Here is a 19,795-nt window from a genome sequence, read left to right as displayed (position 1 = left end):
GCCCCCGCGTCAAAACTTCTTCTTACTCCTGTTCGCCCCGTGGTTGCTCAAACACTTGGTGCGGGGCGCGCCCCCCCCCCCCCCCCCGCGCCTCCGGAAGCTTACGCAGTCCCCTCCCGCCCGCCGAGACCCCTGTCACCACCGCCGGGCGGACCGGCGCTTCGCCGCCGGGGTCACAGACCCGAGCCGAGACCTCCCGGGGTGCGGCCGACGGGCTCGTCGCGGCCCTGCGCCCAGAGGGAGCGGACGTGGCCGAGGTGGCGCACCATGCAGGCCTCGGCCGCCGCGGCGTCGCCGGTGAGCATCAGGTCGAGCAGTTCGATGTGCTCCTCGGCGGAGGAGACCAGCTTGCCGGCCTCGTCGAGGCCGGTGAGCCCGTACAGCCGGGAGCGCTTGCGCAGGTCGCCGACGGTCTCGACGAGGCGGTCGTTGCCCGCGAGTCCGAGCAGCGTGAGGTGGAAGCGGCGGTCCGCCTCCAGATAGCCGATCAGATTGTGCTCGCGGGCGCTGGTGACGATCTCCTGCGCGATGGGGCGCAGGGCCTCCAGCTGCTCGGCCGTGGCGATCTTGGTGATCTTCCCGATCGTCGGCACCTCGATCATCGTGCGCAGTTCGGTGTACTGGTCGAGATCGCGCTCGCTGACCTCGGTGATCCGGAAGCCCTTGTTGCGGACGGGCTCGACCAGGCCTTCGCGGGCGAGGTCGAGCATCGCCTCGCGCACCGGCGTGGCCGAGACGCCGAGTTCGGCCGCGAGGCCCGGTGCGGAATAGACACTTCCGGGGCGTAGTTCACCCGCTATCAGGGCTGCTCGGAGGGCGTGGCCGACCTGGTCGCGGAGCCGTTCCTGGGCCTTGATGAGACTGTGCTGCTTCAGGTCACCCATTGCTTTTCCTCCGAGACCCCTTACCCCACTGGTGGGCGGAGGAACAGCGTACAATGTCACGTTTCGCTGTTCGCCCCGGCGGTCTCGAACAGCGCGACCGCCACGGCAAGATCCTCCCAGGCCATGCCCACACTCTTGAAGACCTGTGGACAACCCGGCGGCCCGCCCGCCGGCATCCGGCCGGCGACCAGGTCGGCGAGGGTGCCGGTGATGTGACCGGGCCCGATGGCCCCTTCCGCCTCCGGCACCAGCAGGTCCCCGGCCTCGCGCAGGGCCGCCGCGCGCGACTCCACGTACACGGCGGAGCGCCGGATGAGCGCGGTGTCGGTCTCGCGGGCCGCCGGCTCGTGCGAGCCCACCGCGACGACCACCGCCTCCGGCCCGACCAGCCGCCCGTCGAAGAGGGGTTCGCGGGCCGTGGTGCAGCAGACCACCAGGTCGGCGCCGGCCACGTCCGCGGCCGTCCCCGTGCGGGCGGGCACCCCGAGGGCCTCCGCGTGCTCCGCCAGCTTCCGGGCCCCGGGCGGCTGCCGGGCGACCACCACCACCTCGGACAAGTCCCGTACGGAGAGGACCGCTTCGAGGTGTCCGTACGCCTGCGGGCCCGACCCGAAGAGCACCAGCCGCAGCGGCCGCCCGGCCGGGGCCAGGTAGCGCAGGGCCAGGGCCGAGACCGCCGGGGTGCGCAGCGCGGTGAGGGCCGCGCCGTCCAGCAGGGCCACCGGCTGCAGGGTGGGGCCGTCGAGCAGCAGGTAGCTTCCGGTGATGCGGGGCAGGCCGCGCGCCGGATTCCCGGGCGCGACCCCGGCGACCTTCACGCCCGCGTACGCCCCGGACGCGGCCGGCATCAGCAGCAGTTCCCCGCCGGGCACGCCGAGCGCCGTGCGCCGCGGATCGCTCTCGGGATCCAGCCCGGCCCGCAACACCCCGGCCAGGGCGTCGATGGCCGCGGCCGGGGTCAGGAGCCGGGCCATGGCGTCGGCGCCGATGTGCCGGAGCCCGCCCGCGGCGGGCTCCCCCTCGACCGATCCCGCCGGGGCGGGCTTCCCCGGATCCGGCCGCCTCACAGCGAGAACCCCGTCCCGAGGGGGTCGTACGGGTCCACCGTGAAGGCGTGTTCGCCGGTGCGGTAGGCCGTGCCGGTGACCTCGGTGACCCCGCCCGGCAGGAACCGCCCGGTGAACACCGTGCCCGCAACCGACTCGTGCAGCAGGTCCTCGCCCGGGCCGAGCCGCCCGTCCTCCGCCAGCAGCGCGAGCCGCGCGGAGGTCCCGGAGCCGCAGGGCGAGCGGTCGATCTGCCCGTCGGCGAAGACGGTGACGTTGCGCTGGTGCGGTCCGAAGGGAGTGTCGGGCAGCTCCTCGTACAGGATCACCCCGTAGACCCCGGACAGCAGCGGGCCGTCGGGGTGCCAGGTGGCCGGGTGGGTGGCCAGCGCGGCCCGGATCTCCTGTCCGGCGCGGACCAGGGCGGGCAGGGCGGCCCGGGAGACGTCCAGGCCGAGTTCGCGGGCGGCGACGGAGGCGTAGCAGGCCCCGGCGTGCGCGATGTCCACCTCGGCGAGCCCGAGCGAGGTGGCGACCGGCACCTTGCGGGCGGCCACCCGGGCCGGGACGTTGCGGAAGGTGATCCCGGTGGTGCGGCCGCCGTCCCGGTGCACGGTGGCGGTGACCCGCCCGGACGGCACGTCGATGCGCACCTGCGCGTCCCCGTGGTCCGGGGCCGCGACCCGGCCGGTGTCCACGGCCCAGGCCCCGAGGGCCATGGTGCCGTGGCCACAGGCCGTGGAGTAGCCGTCCTTGTGCCAGAACAGCACGCCGAAGTGGGCCCCGTCGTCGTCCGGGGGCACGACGAACCCCCCGTACATCCCGGCGTGCCCGCGCGGCTCCTGTACGAGCAGGCGCCGTACGTCGTCCAGTGCCCCGCGGCGCGGGGCCGTCCCGGAGCCGCCCGGGCCGATGGCGGTGGCACAGCGCTCGGCGACGGTGTCCCCGGGCACGGGCGGGAGGTCTTCGCAGACGATCCGGAAGGGCTCGCCCGCGGTGTGGTAGTCCGCCGTTCGGACGGTGTTCACAGGAGGAACCCTCCGGGGAAGGGGTCGGTGGGGTCGAGGAAGTACTGGGCCGTGCCGGTGATCCAGGCGCGCCCGGTCACGGTGGGGACGACGGCCGGGAGTCCGCCGACCGCGGTCTCCCCGATCAGGCGGCCGGTGAACTCGGTGCCGATGAAGGACTCGTTGACGAAGTCCGCGCCGAGCTCCAGGAGGCCGCGGGCGTGCAGCTGGGCCATGCGCGCGCTGGTTCCCGTACCGCAGGGCGAGCGGTCGAACCAGCCGGGGTGGATGGCCATGGCGTGCCGGGAGCGGCGGGCGTCGGAGCCGGGGGCGGCGAGGTAGACGTGCTTGACCCCGGCGATGGAGGGGTTCTCCGGGTGGACGGGGCGGTCGCCCGAGCCGTTGATGGCGTCCATGACGGCGAGTCCCGCGGTGAGCAGGTCGTCCTTGCGGGCCCGGTCGAAGGGCAGGCCCAGGGCGTCCAGTTCGACGAAGGCGTAGAAGTTGCCGCCGTAGGCGAGGTCGTAGGTGACCGTGCCGAAGCCGGGGACCTCGGCCTTCAGGTCGAGACCGACGCTGAAGGAGGGGACGTTGGTGAGGGTGACGGCGGTGGCCGCCCCGTCCTCGACCCGGACGTCGACGCTCACCAGACCGGCCGGGGTGTCGAGCCGGACGGTGGTGACCGGTTCGACGACGGGCACCATGCCCGTCTCGACCAGGACCGTGGCCACCCCGATGGTGCCGTGCCCGCACATGGGCAGCAGGCCGGACACCTCGATGTAGAGGACGCCGAAGTCGGCGTCGGGACGGGTGGGGGGCTGCAGGATGGCGCCGCTCATGGCGGAGTGCCCGCGCGGCTCGTACATGAGCAGGGTGCGGACGTGGTCCGTGTGCTCGATGAAGTGGAGCCGCTTCTCGGCCATGGTGGCGCCGGGGATCACCCCGACTCCCCCGGTGATGACCCGGGTCGGCATGCCCTCGGTGTGCGAGTCCACCGCGTGGTAGATGTGGCGTGTGCGCATCGTGTCCCCCCTTGGACGGGTTAGTTGAGGCCCTCGGCGAGGGCCTTCTCGGTGGCGGCGCGAACGGTGGCCTCGATCTCGCCGGTGAGCGGGAAGCGCGGCGGGCGGGTGGCGCCGCCGGGGCGGCCGGCCAGGTCCATGGAGAGCTTGATGGCCTGGACGAATTCGGTCTTGGAGTCCCAGCGGAGCAGGGAGTGCAGGGACTTGTAGAGCGGCAGGGCGGTGGCGAGGTCGCCGGCGACGGCGGCCCGGTACAGGGTGGCGCAGGCCTGCGGGAGCGCGTTGGGGTAGCCGGCGATCCAGCCGACCGCGCCCGCGAGGGCGAGTTCGAGCAGGACGTCGTCGGCGCCGATGAGCAGGTCGAGGCCGGGGGCGAGTTCGGCTATCTCGTAGGCGCGGCGCACGTCCCCGCTGAACTCCTTGACGGCGACGATGGAGCCGTCGCCGTGGAGGCGGGCGAGCAGGGCGGGGACCAGGTCCACCTTGGTGTCGTACGGGTTGTTGTACGCGACGACGGGCAGGCCGGCCCGGGCGACCTCGGCGTAGTGGGCGCGTACGGTCTGCTCGTCGGCCCGGAAGGCGTTGGGCGGCAGGAGCAGTACGGAACCGGCCCCGGCCTCGGCTGCCTGGTCGGCCCAGCGGCGGGCTTCGGCGCTGCCGTACGCGGCGACGCCGGGCATGACGCGGGCTCCGTCGCCCGCGGCCTCGACGGCGGTACGGACGACGCGCGCCCGCTCCTCGTCGGTGAGGGTCTGGTACTCGCCGAGGGAGCCGTTGGGGACCACGCCGTCGCAGCCGTTGGCGATCAGCCAGGCCACGTGGTCGGCGTACGCGTCGTAGTCGACGGTGAGGTCCTCGCGCAGGGGGAGTGCGGTGGCGACCATGATCCCGTGCCACGGGCGGGTGCGGGTGTCGCTGCCGGGCAGGGGGGTGGAGGCGGGCGCAGGGGTGGGCGCGTGGGTCATGAGGTGACTCCCTAGTGTGGTGTGTGACATTTTACTAGTGGGCGTGAGGCCGCCACAAGGGTACGGGCGGACCCGATCAGCGGTCGGCCGGGGGAAGTTCGGCGAGGTGGCGCAGCGGGACCGGGCAGGACAGCGGTCGCCGGTCGGGGGCGGGCTCTTCTCCGGCGAGGGCGGCCACGGCCGGGCCGCACATCCGGCCCTGGCACCAGCCCATGCCGGCGCGGGTGAGGAGTTTGACCGTACGGGCGTCCCGCGCGCCGAGGTCTTCGGCGGCCTCCCGGATCCGGCCGGCCGGCACCTCCTCGCAGCGGCAGACGACGGAGTCGTCCCGCAGCCAGCCGGTCCAGGCGGAGCCCGGGCGGTGGGCGGCGGCCATCGCGCCGGCGAAGTCGCGCAGCCGGGCGCGGCGGCGGGCCAGGCCGGCCGGGACGGGCCGGCCGGCGGCGGTGCGGGCGGCGATCTCCCCCTCGGTGAGGGCGAGTTCGGCGCCGCCGATGCCGCCGGTCTCCCCGGCGGCCCAGATCCCGGGGACGGAGGTGCGCTGCCCTGCGTCGAGGTCCAGGGCCACCGTGCCGTCGGGGCCGGGGAGGGTGGCGCAGCCGAGGCCGGTGGCGAGTTCCAGCTGGGGCACGAGGCCGTGGCCCACGGCGAGGGCGTCGCAGGGGATCCGGCGGGCGGTGCCGGGCAGGGGGCGCCAGTCGCGGTCGAGCCGGGCGACGGTGACGGCTTGGACGCGGTCGGTGCCGTGCGCCTCGACGACGGCGGACCGGGTGAGGAGGCGGATGCCGCTTCTGAGCAGGGCGCCGCCGTGGAGTGCGCCTTCGGCGAGTTTGGCGGGGTTGCGCAGGAGGGTGGCCGTCTTCCGCGCGTACGCCGTGTACGCCGATGCCTCCACGACGGCCGGGACCGTGGCTCCGGCGGCGGCCAGCGAGCCGGCCACGGCGAGCAGGAGGGGGCCGCTGCCGGCGACGACGATCCGGCGGCCGGGGAGGACGAGGCCGCCCTTCAGCATGGCCTGGGCTCCGCCGGCGCCGACCACGCCGGGCAGGGTCCAGCCGGGGAAGGGCAGTTGGCGTTCGTAGGCACCGGTGGCGAGCAGGATGCGGGTGGCGGGGACGGTCGCGGCGTGCTCGTCGGGGCCGGCCACCGCGTGGAGGGTCCAGAGGTCGCCGTCGGGGACCACCGTCCACACGTGGTGGAGCGGGAGGTACGTGATCCGGCCGGCCGAGATGTGGGCGCGCAGGGCGGCTTCGCGTCGGGCGAAGGCGGCCCAGCCGTGGTGGAGGGCCTGGGGGCGGGCGGCGCCGAGGCCGGGCGCCGGGCGGCGGTAGAACTGGCCGCCGGGCTGCTCCCCCGCGTCGAGGAGGGTGACGCGCAGGCCGTGGTCGGCGGCGGTGACGGCGGCGGCGAGGCCGGCGGGGCCGGCGCCGATGATGGCGAGATCTACCGGGTCGCCTGCCGGGTCGCCTGCGGCGGGCTCGGCGGACTTGGCGGGGTCGACGGACTCAACGGGCTCGGCGGGCGCGGTGGGGTCGACGGACTCAACGGGCGCGGCGGGCGCGGTGGGGTCGGCGGGCTCGACGGGCGCGGTGGGCTCGGCGGCGTCAGACGGCGAGGTCGGCATGGCCCGTGCCCTCCTGGGTGGTGACGGTGTCCCCGGGGCGGGCGGGGATCAGGCAGGCGCGCTGGTTGGGGCGGCCGTTGACGGTGACGAGGCAGTCGTAGCAGCTGCCGATCCCGCAGAAGGCGCCGCGCGGGGCGCCGGATTCGCGGGTGGTCCGCCAGGCCAGGATCCCGGCGGACCAGAGCACGGCGGCGATGGACTGGCCCTCCTGTGCGGGCAGTTCTTGGCCGTCGAAGGCGATGGCGTACGCCGATTTCGGGCTGCCGCCGACCAGGGAGCGGGGGCTTCGCATCAGGGGGGTCCTCCTCGGGGGTGTCGGGGACGAGTCCGGGTGGTGTCCCCGCCGGGCGGGGGTGTTGGGGGCCGGGGACGCCGGGGTGGGGTGTCGTCCGGGACGGGCTTCGATGTTCGGCGCCTCGGGCCGACTGGTCTGCGGGCGGTGGTTCGCGCCGAAATCATCTCGTTTTAGTCCCGGACGACACCCCACCCCGTCCCCGCCCCCGGCTCCGTGAATCGGTCCGGGCGGAACGGGGCTAGGGGCAGGGCGGGTTCGGCTTCGGTGAGGGCCGCCGCGATGAGGAGGCCTGTCGCCGGGGCCAGGCCGATGCCCGCGCCCTCGTGGCCGCAGGCGTGGAGCAGGCCGGGGCGGCAGGGGTCCGGGCCGATCGCAGGGAGGTGGTCCGGGAGGTAGGGGCGGAAGCCGTGGTAGGTGCGCAACACACGCGTATCGGCCAGGATCGGGAAGAGAGCCGCCGCCTGGGAGGCGAGGCGGCGCAGGGCCTCGGTGGAGAGGGTGCGGTCGAAGCCTACGCGTTCGCGGGTGGCGCCGATCAGGACCGGGCCCGAGGGGGTGCCCTCGACCACGGCCGAGGACTGGAGGGCCGCCGAGCCGCTGGCGACGTCGGCGATGTAGTCGGCGGCGTAGACCTTGTGGCGGACGACGCGGGGCAGCGGTTCGGTGACCAGGACGAAGCCGCGGCGCGGCAACACCGGCAACGTCGTCCCGGCCAGTTCCGCGATGTGGCCGCCCCAGGTGCCCGCCGCGTTGACCACCGCGGGGGAACTCAGTTCGCGCCTCGGCGTGCGGACGCCCCGCACCGCGCCCGTTCCGTCCAGGAGGATGTGGGTGACCTCCTCGCCGAGGTGGACCTCGGCGCCCGATGCGGCCAGCAGGCGGGCCGCCGCCTGGGCGGGCTGGACCTGGGAGTCCTGGGGGTAGTGGAAGCCGCCGGCCAGGCCCGGGGCCAGGTGGGGCTCCAGGGTGCGGAGGTCGTCGGCCCCCGCCTCGGCCGCTTCGACTCCGGCCTTGCGCTGGCCTTCCGCGAAGCTTCGCAACGCGTCCAGCGAAGCCTGGTCCGGGGCGACGACGAGGCCGCCCTTGGCCTCGTACTCGATCTCCTGCGGGAGGACCGCGGCGAGTTCGTGCCAGAGCCCGGTGGAGAGGAGGGCGAGGTCGAGTTCGGGGCCCGGCTCCTTGTCGGAGACGAGCAGGTTGCCTTCGCCGGCGCCGGTCGTGCCGCCCGCCACCGGGCCGCGGTCGACCACGGCCACGGAGAGTCCGGCGCGGGCCGCGTAATAGGCGCAGGCCGCTCCGACGACGCCGGCGCCGATGATCACGACGTCAGGAGAGTGTCTCTTGAGCACGGCAGTAATATGTCACATTCTTTAGGCGCTGCCCAGACCGGTCCCGCGGGCGGGACCGGTCCGGAACCGGTCAGCTGCGGAGCGGGCCCTCACAGCTGTAAGAGGAGGTCGCTGCCACCTTGTTGGACCAGATCTCCGGCGCCCCGAAGGAGCAGTTCATGTCGGCCAGGTTGCTGGAGGCGGCGCCGGCCCGGTCGAGGATGAAGTAGTCGACCGTCTCGGACATGTCCTTGAAGTTCTGGTCGTCGCTGCGCCAGTTCTTCAGGTTCGCCGTGATCCGCCCGGTACAGGTGAAGCGGCGCTTGCCGGGGTCGCCGTTCTCCACGCAGTCCGGGGTGTTGTACGTGGCGGTGGCGAAGGCCGACTTCACGGATCCGAGCGCCGAGTCGCGCAGCTGCTCGTTGGGGGTGAAGGAGGTGTTCGGGACGAAGAGCTGGTCCACCTTGGCGATCTGCGCGGTCAGGAAGCGGTCGTAGTCGCGCTGGAGGTAGGTGTCCGCGCCCATCCGGCTGCGCCAGGCGTCGTACGCCGCCACGTCGTTGTTCCGCAGGTGCGTGTACATCTCGCGCAGCAGGGAGGGCTTCTCGGTCCACAGGAACTCGAAGAAGGTGCCGGCGTAGCTGTAGAAGCGGAATCCGTCGCCGTCGTAGGTGGCGTTGAGGAGCTGTTCGACGCTCATGCGCGGGCCGCCGCCGGCGGTGTCGTTGATGATGCTCTTGACCAGGGACTTGCGGACGGCGATGCCGTTGTCGCGGGTGGCGCCGTCGAAGAACTCGGCGGTGCCCTCGTCCATGGCGGTCGTACGGTCGCCCTCGTACCAGGGGCCTTCGCCGAAGAAGCCGGGGACGGCGTAGCGGCCGTTGAGGTAGTGCGTGTACTCGTGGCGGAAGAGCTCTTCCAGGGTGAGGGAGGAGTCCTGCGGGACGCGGCGCTGGTAGGTGTAGAAGGTGGCGCCGTTCTCGATGTAGATGCCGCCGTTGTTGGTGCCGTAGCCGGTCAGGATCGGGTGGTAGTTCTCGTAGTCGGCGCGGGAGGCGTAGAGCACGATGTTCAGCGTGCTGTTGGGGTCGCCGGCGAGCGGCTGGTCGGTGCCGAGCACGCGGTGGTACTGCGACTTGACCTGCTTGCTGGCGTAGTAGAGCTGGTCGACGGTGGCCCGGTCGAGGGCGGTGCGGACCTTGATGCCGCCGTTGTCGTAGGAGTAGGTGTAGGGGAAGAGCTGCTTCTCGATGTCTTCCTTGCACACCCCGTACGGCTTGCAGGCCTCGTAGAAGTTGAGCCAGGAGACGAGCTTGGCCCACTGCTCGCTGCCGTTGCCGAAGCCGGACTTGACGGGCTCCAGCAGGGCGCCGAGGTCGGCGACGACCTGGTTCTTGAGGCCCTCGACCTGGCCGAAGCGGCCGTACTCGCCGAGGGCGTCGCGCGCCACCCAGGCGTTGGCCGTGCCCTTGAGGTGCGTGTAGCCCGAGAAGGCCTTGAAGGCGGCCCGGTAGGCGGGGTCGGCGGCCACCGCCGTGTGGAAGGCGGCGTCCTGGTTGCCCGGGTAGACGCCGAGGTAGTTGACGGAGAGCGCGGCGAGCGCGGCGCCCGCCCAGCCGGTGTCGGTGTGGGTGGCGGGGTGGGCCGGGTCCATGGTGGCCAGGACCTTCTTGATGAGGCCGAGCTGGTGCTGGCGCAGGCCCGGCGCGCTGGCGGCGTAGAGGGCCTCGCGCAGGGTGTTGGCATTGGTCTTCGTGACGTCGAAGGTGCGGGCGGCGTTGCCGAAGTCGGCGATGGCCTGGCGCATGGCGTTGACGGTCGGGGCGTCGGTGACGTCGATCTCGGAGCGCGAGTAGTCGTGGTAGGCGACCGCGTGCAGGTAGGTGAACATCTCCTCCAGGTGGGAGGAGTTACGGCCGTCGTGGGCGGCGGCCAGGCTGGATATGCGGCGCGAGACGGCCTGGACGTGGGCGTCGGACATGACCGGGGTCAGGCGGGCGTCCCAGGTCCATATGAGGCCGCGCAGACATCCGTCGGCGAGGACGGCCTGGTCGCCGAGGAAGTCGGCGAACTGCTCGGGGGTGAGGTTGGTGATCCCGTCAAGGGTGCAGGGGACGCCGGCGGCGACGCTCCGCGCGGTGGGGGCCGCCTGGGCGGTCGCCTTGCGGCTCTTCTCGGTGCGCTCGTCCGGGGCGGTGGCCGCGGTGGCGGCGCCGGGGATCTGCCCGGAGGCGGCCTGGCCGGTGCCGGGGGCCGGGGCGGGCGCCGGGGTGTTGACCCGCGGGTTGGCGAGCCGGTCGACCTCGTCGAACGGGTTCGGGGCGGACGGCGCGGAGGAGAAGGTGCCGGGCGTCTGGCTGCCCGCGGCGGTGGCGGGGGTCCCCTGGTCGGCTGCCTGGGTCGTGGCCTGGCCCGCGGTGGCGAGGAGGGTGACGGCGACGGCGGAGGCGAGGAGGGACGAGCGCACAGCTCTGTGCTTGAACACCGAGAACTCCTGTGGGAGAGGGTGAAGTGGGGGGTGGTGCGGTTCCCGAGGTGGGAGGTGTGAACTGCCCTGCTTTGCACGGCGTTTGACGGGGATTAACGTGCCGCGGTGTGAGCTGTAACATAGTAATGTGAAATTGCACTGACAAGACCTGTGCGCCCATCAGTTCGCACCTTCTTGAGGGAGCCCTCGTGACCGACACCCCCTCCCGCCTCAACACGGGCAGCCACGACCTTCCGGTATCCCCGGAGTTGTCCCGTTTCATGGCGGGGAACTGGGCCGCCTCCCCGCTGCCCGACTCCACCCGCGTCCCCGGTCACGCCGTCACCCCGGCCCGCCGGGCCCGGCTGTCGGCCCGCTTCCCGGGCGAGCGGCTGATCATCCCGGCCGGCGAGCTGAAGGTCCGCTCCAACGACTGCGACCACCGCTTCCGCCCGCACAGCGCGTACGCCTGGCTGACCGGCCTGACGGGCGAGGACCAGGTGGGCCACGTCCTGGTCATGGAGCCCTCGGGCCCGCACGCGCACGAGGCGGTGCTGTACCTGAGGCCGCGCTCGCCGCGGGTGGACGGCAACGAGGAGTTCTACCGGGACCGCCGGTACGGGGAGTTCTGGGTGGGCCGCCGGGCCGACCTGGCCGAGGCGGAACGCCTCACCGGCATCCGCTGCGCCCACCTGGACGGGCTCGGATCACCGGCGGGCCGCAACGCCGCGACGGACGCCGAACTGGCCACCGCCCTCTCGGAGTTGCGGCTGGTGAAGGACGCGTGGGAGGTCGAGCAGCTCCAGCTTGCGGTCGACCACACGGCGGCGGGATTCGAAGACGTCGTACGGGCGCTGCCGCGCGCGCTGGCGCATCCGCGCGGGGAGCGGTGGATCGAGGGGGTCTTCGGCCTGCGCGCGCGGGCCGAGGGCAACGGCACGGGCTACGACACGATCGCGGCGTCGGGCGCGCACGCGTGCGTCCTGCACTGGATCCGCAACGACGGCCGGCTGAACGGGGACGAACTGCTGCTCCTGGACGCGGGCGTGGAGACGGACACCCTGTACACGGCGGACATCACGCGCACCCTGCCGCTGTCGGGCCGCTTCTCCCCCGTCCAGCGGCAGGTCTACGAACTGGTCCTGGCCGCCCAGGAGGCGGGCATGGCGGCCCTGCGCCCGGGGGCGAGCTTCCGGGACTTCCACCGGGCCGGGATGCGGGTGATCGCGGAGGGCCTGGCGGAGTGGGGGGTCCTGAAGCACGCGGAGGGCGACCTGCACCGGCGCTACACGCTGTGCAGCAGCGGGCACATGCTCGGCCTCGACGTGCACGACTGCGCGAAGGCCAGGGCGGAGACCTACCTGGACGGCGTCCTGGAGGAGGGCCAGGTCCTGACGGTGGAGCCCGGCCTCTACCTCCAGCCGGACGACGAGACCCTGCCGGTGGAGCTGCGCGGGATCGGGGTGCGCATCGAGGACGACCTGGTCGTCACGGCGGACGGCGCCCGCCTGATGTCGGGCGCCCTGCCGCGGACGGTGGACGGCATCGAGGAGTGGATGGGCCGTCTGCTGAACGGCTAGCGGATGTCGGTGGTCGTGCGGCGGTGGGTGCTGCGGCGGTCCTCGATCCTGGCCCAGCGGTCTCCGTAGACGGTCTTGACGACGGAGGGTTCCCGCAGGAAGTCGTGCGGGAACCCGAGCGGTACGGCGCTCACCTCGTCGAGGCGGGCGACGGCATCGGCGTCGAGGCGGACGTCGAGGCAGCCGAGGTTGTCGGCGAGCTGGCTCTCCCGGGTGGCCGCGATGATCGGGACGACGTTTCCGGGGCGGCCCAGGAGCCAGGCCAGGGCCACCTGGGCCGGGGTCCAGCCGCCCTGCTCGGCGATCTCCAGGACGGCGGTGACGACGTCCTCCTCCCGCGGGGTCGGCTTGACGCCCCAGGTGTCCAGCCGGCCCGTCCCGCCCCGGCGGTACTTGCCGGTGAGCCTGCCGGCGGCGAGGGGGGCCCAGGCCAGCACGGCGAGGTCGAAGGCGCGGGCCTGCGGGAGGAGTTCGCGCTCCGGGGTCCGCTCCAGCAGGTTGTACCGCAGCTGCGAGCCCGCGAACGCGGACCAGCCGCGCAGCTCGGCAAGGGTGTTGGCCTGCGCGATCTCCCACGCCGGCCAGTCCGACACGCCCACGTACAGCACCTTTCCGGTGCGTACGAGGTCGTCCAGCGCGCGCATCACCTCCTCGACCGGGGTGAAGTTGTCGCGGGCGTGCACCCAGAGGATGTCGAGGTGATCGGTGCGCAGCCGCCGCAGGCTGTCCTCCACCGACCGCACGAGGTTCTTGCGGTGGTTGCCCGCCGCGTTGGGGTCGCCCTCCCGGGTCGCGCAGGCGTACTTGGTGGCCAGTACGAACTCGTCGCGGCGCCCTTCGAGCAGTTCGCCGAGGCTCCGCTCCGAACTGCCGTCGGCGTAGATGTTCGCCGTGTCGATGAAGTTGCCGCCCGCGTCCGCGTAGGCGTCGACGATTGGCGCGCTCGTCTCGCGGTCGCCGAAGGTCATGGTGCCGAGGCTCAGCTCGCTCACGCGCAGACCGGTCCTGCCGAACAGTGTGTACCGCACGATCTCCCCCTTGGCGCTGGTCGTGGACCCGACGCTAGGTGTTGGAGTGTGCTTCAACGCAAGTGCTGGTCAGGGCGCTTGAGCAGGAAGACGAGTTCCTCGACGAAGACGTCCAGGTGGGGCGGGCGGGGGCCGGTGCGGGTGGCGCAGTACCAGGTGCGGGTCAGCGGCTGCGCGCCCATGCGGACCAGGGCGAGGCCGTGCGAGGCCACGTACGGGGCGGCCACCCAGTTCGGCAGGACCGTCACGCCCTGGCCGCCCGCCACCATCTCGACCACCAGGTCGGTCACCACCGGCATGGTGGTGATCCGGGCGGGGCGGGCGCCGGCGGGGAGGGGCAGCGGCATCGACGGGATGCGCTTCTGGTCGTAGAAGTCGTAGAGGACCAGGTCGGCGCCGTCGAAGTCGCGGGCGGTCAGGTGCTTGCGGGCGGCCCACGGGTGGCCGGCGGGCACCACGGCCATCATCTCGTCGTCGAACAGATTGGTCAGGGACACCCGGTCCATCTGCAGGTCCGGCTTGGTGACCAGCGCGACGTCGATCCGGTCGGCGAGGAGCGCCGGGATCGGGGCGTCGTCGGGGACGGTCTCGATCCGTACGTCGATGTCGGGTTCGCGCGCGCGGAAGGCGCGCAGCACGGGCGGCAGCCAGGGGAAGGTGGTGCTGCACTGCGCGGCGAAGCGGACCCGGCGGTCGCGTCCGTCGCGGATCTCCCGCAGATCGCGGGAGGCCGACTCCAGTTCGCCGAGGATCTGGCGGGCGGCGACGAGCAGCCGGCGGCCGGCGGCGTTCGGGATCAGGCGGCGGCCCTTGCGGTCGAAGAGGCGCATGCCGAGGCGGGCCTCCAGGCGGGTCAGCCGCTGGCTGAGGGCGGGCTGGCTGACGTAGAGCCGCTCGGCGGCGGCGGTCAGCGAGCCGGCCTCGGCGGTGGCCTCCAGGAGCTCCAGGTCACGCAGGTCCACATCCATAACCTGGGATTATCACATGCTCCAAACTACGTCGTGGTCTTATGCGTTGAGGGCTCCTACGTTTCTGGTGTCAGCACGAAGAACCGTTCGGCCTCGAAAGGCACCAGACCCATGACCGACACCAGCACGCCCACCACTGCCGTGATCACCGGCTCCTCCAGCGGCATCGGCCTCGACATCGCCCGTGCCTTCCTCGCGAGCGGCGCGAACGTCGTCCTCAACGGCCGCGACGCCGATCGCCTCGCCAAGACCACCGCCGGCCTCGGCCATCCGGAGCGGACCGCGTGGGTCGCGGGCAGCATCGCCTCTCCGGAGACCGGCGAAGCCCTCGTCCGTACGGCGCTGGAGCGCTTCGGGCGGATCGACGTACTGGTCAACAACGCCGGCACCTTCGAGCCGAAGCCCTTCACCGAGGTCACCGAGGAGGAACTCGACGGCTATCTGACGGGCAACCTCAAGGGCACCTACCTCACCACGCAGGCGGTCGTACGGGCCCTGCGCGCCCAGGGCCGGGGCGGAAGCATCGTCAACATCGGCACCGTGCTGGTGGACCACGCGCTGGCGGGCTTCCCGGCGACCGCGCCGGTAGTCAGCAAGGCCGGTGTGCACGCGCTGACGACGAGTCTGGCCGCCGAGCTCGCCACCGACGGGATCCGCGTCAACCTGGTGTCGCCCGGCATCATCCGCACCCCGCTGCACGCGGGCTCCGACGTGGACTCCTTCGGCGGTCTCGCCCTGCTGAACCGGGTCGGGGAGGTCGCCGAGATCTCCGACGCGGTGCTCTACCTGGCGGGTGCCGGGTTCGTGACCGGGCACGCCCTGCGCGTGGACGGCGGGCACGTCACCGGCCGCCAGATCTGACCACCCCCACCCACCAGCTGAAGGAGATTCGTCATGCCGTACGTCAACGTCAAGATCACCCGTGAAGGTGCCACTGCCGCCCAGAAGGCCGAGATCATCGCGGGGGTCACCGATCTGCTGGTCAGGGTCCTCGACAAGGATCCGGCGACCACGTTCGTCCTCATCGACGAGGTCGCCCTGGAGGACTGGGGCGTGGGGGGCGTCCCGACGGAGGAATACCGCCGGCGCGCGCGCAGCTGATGCCGTGGGCCGCCGCTCGGGCCGGGCCCCGGGCGGCGGCCGGCTCGCCGCTGCGCGGAGCCTTTCCCCCACCCCGCCCCTTCCCGAAACTGGGGGCTCCGCCCCCGGACCCCCGCGCCTCAAACGCCGGCGAGGCTGGATACATCCAGCCCGCCCGGCGTTTGAGGGCACGGGCGCGAAGCGCACGTACGGGGTCCGGGGCGGAGCCTCGGTCTTTGAGCCGCGCTCGCGCACCCAGACGGGCCACAATCAGCCCCGGCGGCACGCGGCGGCTACGGGAGGACCGCGATGCCGTCCAGTTCGACCAGGGCCTGGTCGTCCCAGAGGCGGGCCACGCCGATGACGGCCATCGCCGGATAGTCCCGGCCCGCCAACCGGCGCCAGACGCGCCCCAGTTCGGCCGCACACTCCCGGTACGCCGCCACGTCCACCGCGTACACCGTCACCCGCGCCAGGTCCGCCGGGGATCCGCCCGATGCCGTCAGCGCGGCCAGCAGGTTGGTCAGCGCCCGTTCGAACTGCTCCGGCAGGGTCTCCCCCACCACCTTGCCCGCGCCGTCCAGCGCGGTCTGGCCCGCCAGGAACACCAGCCGGGTCCCCGTCGCCGCCACCGCGTGGGAGAAGCCCGTCGGCGGCGAGAGCTCCGGCGGGTTGATCCGCCGGAGGGACCCGATCGGCCGGGGCGGCCGGATGTCGTCGGTCGTCATCGGGCGGACGCCTCCCCCGGCAGTGCCCCGTACAGCTCCTTCGCGATGATGCCGCGCTGCACCTCGCTCGCCCCCTCGTAGATCCGCGGCGCCCGCACCTCCCGGTAGAGGTGTTCCAGCAGGTGGCCCCGCCGCAGGGCCACGGCCCCGTGCAGCTGGACCGCGTGGTCCACCACGTACTGGGCCGTCTCCGTGGCCAGCAGTTTCGCCATCGCCGCCCGGCGCGGGACCTCCCGGGAGCCGGGGTCCCGGTCGTACGCTCCGGCCGCCGCGTAGACCAGCAGCCGGGCCGCCTCCGTGCGGGTGGCCATCTCGGCCACCCGGTGCGCCACCGCCTGGAGGTCGCTGAGCGTCCCGCCGAAGGCGGCCCGGTCCGCCGTGTACGCGAGCGTGGCGTCGAGCGCGGCCCGTGCCATGCCCACCGCGAACGCGCCGACGCTCGGCCGGAAGAGGTTCAGGGTCTGCATCGCGACGCGGAAGCCCTGCCCGGGCTCGCCGAGGAGGTCCTCGCGGCCGACCGGGACCCCGTCGAAGGCCAGGGAGCCGATGGGGTGCGGGGACAGCATGTCGAGCGGTTCGCCGCCGAGTCCGGGGCGGTCCGCCGGGATCAGGAAGGCGGACACCCCCTTCGCCCCCGGGCCCTCACCCGTCCGGGCGAACACGGTGTAGAAATCCGCCTCCGGGGCGTTGGAGATCCAGCACTTCTCGCCGCTGAGCCGCCAGCCGCCCCGTGTCCCGCCTCGGCCCCCGCCTCCGCCCCCGGGTTCCGGTACGGCCGCCAGCGCCAGCGCCGCCGCGTCCGAGCCCGCGCCCGGCTCGCTGAGCGCGAAGCCCGCCACCGCCCGCCCGGCGCGCACCGCCGGCAGCCAGCGTTCCCGCTGGGCCGCGCTCCCCGCCCGCAGGACCGGGTGGGCGCCGAGTCCCTGGAGGGCGAGGGCCGTCTCGGCCTCCGTACAGCCGTAGGCGAGGGATTCGCGCAGCAGGCACAGTTCCAGCGCGCCCGACGCGAACACCCGCTCCAGCAGGCCCAGCTCCCCCAGCTCCGCCAGCAGCGGCCGGTTGACCCGCCCCGGCTCCCCCTTCTCGGCCAGCGGCCTCAGCCGGCCGGCCGCCAGTGCGCGCAACTGCCCGCACCATTCCTCCTGGTCCACCCCGAGCGCGAAATCGGTCATCCGAATTTCCCCGCATCTATCGCGTCCTGTTGACTGCCGTCACCATCACGATACGCTCGTGAAGCAAGCGCACGGTCGGCTCCACCCACACCCCGGACCGTTGCAAGGGGGCGAACCCGCCTTGGAGCTCAAGCCTTCCGCTCACGCCGACACCTTCGCCCGCGACCATCTGCCGCCCGCGGACAGTTGGCCGGAACTCCTCTTCGAGCTGCCCGAACTGGCCTATCCGGACCGCCTGAACTGCGGGGCGGAGCTGCTGGACGCCACCATCGACCGGTTCGGCCCCGACCGTCCGGCCTTCCGCAGCGGCGCCGGCGAGATGTGGACGTACGGCGGGCTGCGCAGGCGCGTGGACCGCCTCGCCCACGTGCTCACTGTCGATCTCGGCGTGGTGCCCGGCAACCGGGTGCTCCTGCGCGGACCGACCGGCCCCTGGCTCGCCGCCTGCTGGCTCGCGGTGATGAAGGCCGGCGCGGTGGCGGTCACCGTCCTGCCCCAGCAGCGGGCGAAGGAGCTGGCCACGGTCTGCGCGATGGCCCGGGTGAGCCACGCCCTGTGCCACACGGGAGCGCTGGACGACCTGGTCAAGGCCGAGGTGCCGGGGCTGCGGATCACCGCCTACGGGGGCGAGGCCCCGGACGATCTGCTGCGTCTGGCCGAGCGGCACGACGGGGCGCCCTTCCCGGCCGTGGAGACCTCCGCCGACGACGTCGCCCTGATCGCCTTCACCTCCGGCACCACCGGGCGGCCCAAGGGCTGCATGCACTTCCACCGCGACCTCCTCTCGGTGGCCGACACCTTCTCCCGTGCGGTCCTGCGCCCCCGCCCGGACGACGTCTTCGCGGGCAGTCCGCCGCTCGGGTTCACCTTCGGCCTGGGCGGTCTTGTCGTCTTCCCGCTGCGGGCGGGCGCGTCCGCGCTGCTGCTGGAGGAGGCGACGCCGCGACACCTGCTGCCCGCGCTCGCCCGGCACCGGGTGACGGTGCTGTTCACGGCGCCCACCGCCTACCGGGCGATGCTGGACGCGCTGGGCCCGTACGACGTGGGCGTGTACGACCTCTCCGCGCTGCGCCGCTGCGTCTCGGCCGGGGAGAACCTGCCCGCCGCGACCTGGCAGGCCTGGTACGAGCGCACCGGCCTGCGGATCATCAACGGCATCGGCGCCACGGAACTGCTGCACATCTTCATCTCCGCCGCCGACGAGGACATCCGGCCGGGTACGACCGGCCGGGTGGTCCCGGGCTGGCAGGCGCGGGTGGTGGACGGCTCCGGCCGGCCGGTCGCGGACAACGAGCCGGGGCTGCTGGCCGTGCGCGGCCCGGTCGGCTGCCGCTACCTGGCCGATCCGCGGCAGGGGGAGTACGTACGGGACGGCTGGAATCTGACCGGCGACACCTACGTACGGGATCCGGAGGGGTACTTCCGCTACGTCGCCCGCGCCGACGACATGATCATCTCGGCGGGCTACAACATCGCGGGCCCGGAGGTGGAGGAGGCCCTGCTGCGCCACCCGGACGTGGTGGAGGCCGCGGTGGTGGGCCGCCCGGACGAGCGACGCGGGCAGGTCGTGGTCGCGTACACCGTCACGCGTGACGGTGTGGTGCTCACGGAGGAGGACTTGCGCACCTTCATGCGGAGCGAGCTGGCCCCGCACAAGTGCCCGCGCTCCTTCGTCTTCGTCCCCGCCCTGCCCCGTACCGCGACGGGCAAGCTGCAACGCTTCCGGCTGCGCGACCTAGAGTGAAACCGTGGTCGAGCAGCACACCCCGCGATCCCTGATCGTCACGTTCTACGGAGCCTACGGGCGGGCCTTCGAGGGCCCGGTCCCGGTGTCCGCGCTGATCCGCCTGCTGGGCGCGGCCGGCGTGGACGCCCCGTCGGTCCGCTCGTCGGTGTCCCGGCTGAAGCGGCGCGGCTTCCTGCTGCCCGCGCGCACGGCGGACGGCTCGGCGGCGTACGGGCTCTCCGAGGAGGCGCGGCAGCTGCTCGACGACGGCGACCGGCGGATCTACGGCGGCCCGCCCCGCTCGGACGAGTGGCTGGTGGCGGTGTTCTCCGTCCCGGAGCAGGAGCGGCACAAGCGGCACCTGCTGCGCTCCCGGCTCGCCCGGCTCGGCTTCGGCGCGGTGGCGCCGGGCGTGTGGATCGCCCCGGCCGGGCTGGCGGAGGAGACGGGGCACACGCTGGAGCGCCTGCACCTGACCCCGTACGTGGAGCTGTTCCGCGGCGCCCACCTCGGCTTCGCGCCGACGGCGGAGGCCGTGGCCCGCTGGTGGGACCTGACCGCCCTGGCCAAGCAGCACGAGGAGTTCCTCGATCTGCACGAACCGGCGCTGCGCGCCCTCCAGTCGGGCCCGGCCCCGACCCCGGAGGAGGCCTACCGCGGCTATCTGCTCGCCCTGGACAGCTGGCGCCGGCTCCCGTACGCCGACCCGGGCCTGCCGCGCGAGCTGCTCCCGGCGGACTGGCCGGGCGACCGCGCGGCGGCCGTCTTCGCCGAGCTGCACGCGCGGCTGCGCGATCCGGGCGGTCGGTTCGCGAGGCCGTGACCGGGCCGCCTGGAAAAGCGGTCGCACCCGGGTTCGGGGCCGCGCCAGGATG

General features: G+C 73.4%; 18 protein-coding genes. 5 read left to right on the top strand and 13 right to left on the bottom strand.

Features of this window, described 5'->3' with window-relative positions:
* Positions 1–173 precede the first annotated feature (173 nt).
* The 9 genes from ACFWBN_RS17470 to ACFWBN_RS17430 form a co-directional block, all read right to left on the bottom strand.
* Positions 174–884, bottom strand: coding sequence for a GntR family transcriptional regulator (locus tag ACFWBN_RS17470; protein ID WP_385177438.1), 711 nt, complete (start codon positions 882–884; stop codon positions 174–176).
* A 56-nt stretch (positions 885–940) separates the two neighbouring features.
* Positions 941–1,858, bottom strand: coding sequence for an ornithine cyclodeaminase family protein (locus ACFWBN_RS17465; RefSeq protein ID WP_385177590.1), 918 nt, complete (start codon positions 1,856–1,858; stop codon positions 941–943).
* Between the two features lie 89 nt (positions 1,859–1,947).
* Positions 1,948–2,958, bottom strand: coding sequence for a proline racemase family protein (locus ACFWBN_RS17460; protein ID WP_385177436.1), 1,011 nt, complete (start codon positions 2,956–2,958; stop codon positions 1,948–1,950).
* Positions 2,955–3,959, bottom strand: a complete 1,005-nt coding sequence (locus ACFWBN_RS17455) for a proline racemase family protein (RefSeq protein WP_385177433.1) — start codon at positions 3,957–3,959, stop codon at positions 2,955–2,957. Before ACFWBN_RS17455 ends, ACFWBN_RS17460 begins: the two co-directional genes overlap by 4 nt.
* Positions 3,960–3,979: 20 nt before the next feature.
* On the bottom strand, positions 3,980–4,924 hold the full coding sequence (locus tag ACFWBN_RS17450; RefSeq protein ID WP_385177431.1) for a dihydrodipicolinate synthase family protein: 945 nt from the start codon (positions 4,922–4,924) through the stop codon (positions 3,980–3,982).
* A gap of 76 nt (positions 4,925–5,000) precedes the next feature.
* Positions 5,001–6,548, bottom strand: a complete 1,548-nt coding sequence (locus ACFWBN_RS17445) for an NAD(P)/FAD-dependent oxidoreductase (RefSeq protein WP_385177429.1) — start codon at positions 6,546–6,548, stop codon at positions 5,001–5,003.
* The gene (locus ACFWBN_RS17440; RefSeq protein WP_385177427.1) at positions 6,529–6,840 is read right to left on the bottom strand and encodes a (2Fe-2S)-binding protein; all 312 of its coding nucleotides are present in this window, start codon (positions 6,838–6,840) and stop codon (positions 6,529–6,531) included. The genes ACFWBN_RS17445 and ACFWBN_RS17440 overlap by 20 nt, the downstream gene beginning before the upstream one ends.
* Before the next feature lie 173 nt (positions 6,841–7,013).
* Positions 7,014–8,192, bottom strand: coding sequence for an NAD(P)/FAD-dependent oxidoreductase (locus ACFWBN_RS17435; protein WP_385177425.1), 1,179 nt, complete (start codon positions 8,190–8,192; stop codon positions 7,014–7,016).
* 70 nt (positions 8,193–8,262) lie between these two features.
* Positions 8,263–10,656 carry a collagenase gene (locus tag ACFWBN_RS17430; RefSeq protein WP_385177423.1) on the bottom strand — a complete coding sequence of 798 codons (2,394 nt, stop codon included), beginning with the start codon at positions 10,654–10,656 and terminating at the stop codon, positions 8,263–8,265.
* A 191-nt stretch (positions 10,657–10,847) separates the two neighbouring features.
* On the opposite strand from ACFWBN_RS17430, the gene ACFWBN_RS17425 reads away from it, so the two are divergent.
* On the top strand, positions 10,848–12,218 hold the full coding sequence (locus tag ACFWBN_RS17425; RefSeq protein ID WP_385177420.1) for an aminopeptidase P family protein: 1,371 nt from the start codon (positions 10,848–10,850) through the stop codon (positions 12,216–12,218).
* Here ACFWBN_RS17425 and ACFWBN_RS17420 read toward each other — a convergent pair.
* On the bottom strand, positions 12,215–13,246 hold the full coding sequence (locus tag ACFWBN_RS17420; protein WP_385177418.1) for an aldo/keto reductase: 1,032 nt from the start codon (positions 13,244–13,246) through the stop codon (positions 12,215–12,217). The two genes, ACFWBN_RS17425 and ACFWBN_RS17420, sit on opposite strands and share 4 nt — an antisense overlap.
* Before the next feature lie 53 nt (positions 13,247–13,299).
* Complete coding sequence (locus tag ACFWBN_RS17415; RefSeq protein ID WP_385177416.1) at positions 13,300–14,214, bottom strand: LysR family transcriptional regulator; 915 nt, start codon at positions 14,212–14,214, stop codon at positions 13,300–13,302.
* 111 nt (positions 14,215–14,325) lie between these two features.
* On the opposite strand from ACFWBN_RS17415, the gene ACFWBN_RS17410 reads away from it, so the two are divergent.
* The gene (locus ACFWBN_RS17410; RefSeq protein ID WP_385177413.1) at positions 14,326–15,075 is read left to right on the top strand and encodes an SDR family NAD(P)-dependent oxidoreductase; all 750 of its coding nucleotides are present in this window, start codon (positions 14,326–14,328) and stop codon (positions 15,073–15,075) included.
* 33 nt (positions 15,076–15,108) lie between these two features.
* A complete protein-coding gene (locus ACFWBN_RS17405; RefSeq protein WP_385177411.1) occupies positions 15,109–15,315 on the top strand; it encodes a 4-oxalocrotonate tautomerase family protein in 207 nt (68 codons plus the stop codon).
* Positions 15,316–15,587: 272 nt separating this feature from the next.
* Here the strand turns inward: ACFWBN_RS17405 and ACFWBN_RS17400 are convergent, their stop codons facing one another.
* Both ACFWBN_RS17400 and ACFWBN_RS17395 read right to left on the bottom strand, forming a co-directional pair.
* Entirely contained in the window at positions 15,588–16,022 is a 435-nt protein-coding gene (locus ACFWBN_RS17400) for a RidA family protein (protein ID WP_385177409.1), read from the bottom strand.
* On the bottom strand, positions 16,019–17,194 hold the full coding sequence (locus tag ACFWBN_RS17395; protein ID WP_385177407.1) for an acyl-CoA dehydrogenase family protein: 1,176 nt from the start codon (positions 17,192–17,194) through the stop codon (positions 16,019–16,021). Before ACFWBN_RS17395 ends, ACFWBN_RS17400 begins: the two co-directional genes overlap by 4 nt.
* Positions 17,195–17,315: 121 nt before the next feature.
* Between ACFWBN_RS17395 and ACFWBN_RS17390 the strand changes: the two genes are divergently transcribed.
* Both ACFWBN_RS17390 and ACFWBN_RS17385 read left to right on the top strand, forming a co-directional pair.
* A complete protein-coding gene (locus ACFWBN_RS17390; protein ID WP_385177405.1) occupies positions 17,316–18,938 on the top strand; it encodes an AMP-binding protein in 1,623 nt (540 codons plus the stop codon).
* A 4-nt stretch (positions 18,939–18,942) separates the two neighbouring features.
* Positions 18,943–19,743, top strand: a complete 801-nt coding sequence (locus ACFWBN_RS17385) for a PaaX family transcriptional regulator C-terminal domain-containing protein (RefSeq protein WP_385177403.1) — start codon at positions 18,943–18,945, stop codon at positions 19,741–19,743.
* Positions 19,744–19,795: the final 52 nt, after the last annotated feature.

The sequence above is a fragment of the Streptomyces sp. NPDC059989 genome (genome assembly GCF_042736975.1).
Lineage (GTDB): Bacteria > Actinomycetota > Actinomycetes > Streptomycetales > Streptomycetaceae > Streptomyces.
This window is presented reverse-complemented; position numbering and strand designations above follow the sequence as displayed.